At 72.0% G+C, this 1,253-nt stretch carries 1 protein-coding gene; it reads left to right on the forward strand.

The window, feature by feature from the left end:
* The first annotated feature begins 196 nt into the window (after positions 1–196).
* Positions 197–1,162 carry a zinc-binding dehydrogenase gene (locus ACFW2E_RS47185; RefSeq protein ID WP_384478425.1) on the forward strand — a complete coding sequence of 322 codons (966 nt, stop codon included), beginning with the start codon at positions 197–199 and terminating at the stop codon, positions 1,160–1,162.
* Positions 1,163–1,253: the final 91 nt, after the last annotated feature.

Below are 1,253 nucleotides of genomic sequence, written 5' to 3' on the forward strand. Positions count from 1 at the left end.
TCCCGTGTCTCGGCCCCCGGCCCCCGGGGGGGCGGGGGCCATTTTTTTGCTGACCCACCCGCCCGTTCAGGCGATTTCGAGGGTGTCGTCACCGCGGGCGCCGTCGCCCCGGACCCCCGCGCCATTTGCGCAAGAGGGCATGTGTCACAGCGGGCCGTGGTTCCGTCCTGGTGATCGGGAACCTATCGTCGTGCCCATGTTCGCTGTCTACGCCGCCCGAATCGACCGCGACCAGCCGCTCTCCGGCCTTGAGTTGGGGGAGCGCCCGGCCCCCGAGGCCCGCCCCGGCTGGAGCACCGTCAACGTCCGGGCCGCCTCCCTCAACCACCACGACCTCTGGTCGCTCCGGGGCGTCGGCCTCCCGGAGGAACGGCTGCCGATGATCCTCGGCTGCGACGCCGCGGGCGTCGACGAGGACGGCAACGAGGTCGTCCTGCACTCCGTCATCGGCCAGACCGGCCACGGGGTGGGCCCCGACGAGCCCCGCTCGATCCTGACCGAGCGCTACCAGGGCACCTTCGCCGAGCAGGTCGCCGTGCCGACCTGGAACATCCTGCCGAAGCCCAGGGGTCTCTCCTTCGAGGAGGCCGCCTGCCTGCCCACGGCCTGGCTGACGGCGTACCGGATGCTCTTCACCAACGCGGGCGTACGGCCCGGGGACTCCGTCCTCGTCCAGGGCGCAGGCGGCGGTGTCGCCACGGCCGCGATCATGCTCGGCAAGGCGGCGGGTCTTCGTGTCTTCGCCACCAGCCGCGACGAGGCGAAGCGCAAGCGGGCCCTGGAGCTCGGCGCCGTGGAGGCCGTCGAGTCGGGGGCGCGGCTGCCCCAGCGCGTGGACGCCGTGATCGAGACCGTCGGCGCCGCCACCTGGTCGCACTCGGTGAAGTCGCTGCGTCCCGGCGGCACCATTGTCATCTCCGGTGCCACGAGCGGCGACCGCCCCTCGCACGCCGAACTGACCCGCATCTTCTTCCTGGAGCTGAAGGTCGTCGGCTCCACGATGGGCACCAAGGACGAGCTGGAGGACCTGCTCTCCTTCTGCGCCGCCGCCGGTGTACGCCCCGTCATCGACGAGGTCCTGCCGCTCGACCGCGCCCGCGAGGGCTTCGAACGGCTCGAGTCCGGCGACCAGTTCGGAAAGATCGTCCTCACCAGCGGCTGATCGTAGCCACCCGTGCCGCGGGGGGGCGCCCCGGGGCGGGGGGGCGGCCGGGGGGGGGTGTTAAAAAGATTGTGGGGCGCCCCAGATAACT

The sequence above is a fragment of the Streptomyces sp. NPDC058964 genome, from assembly GCF_042741275.1.
In the GTDB taxonomy this organism is placed as follows: Bacteria; Actinomycetota; Actinomycetes; order Streptomycetales; family Streptomycetaceae; genus Streptomyces.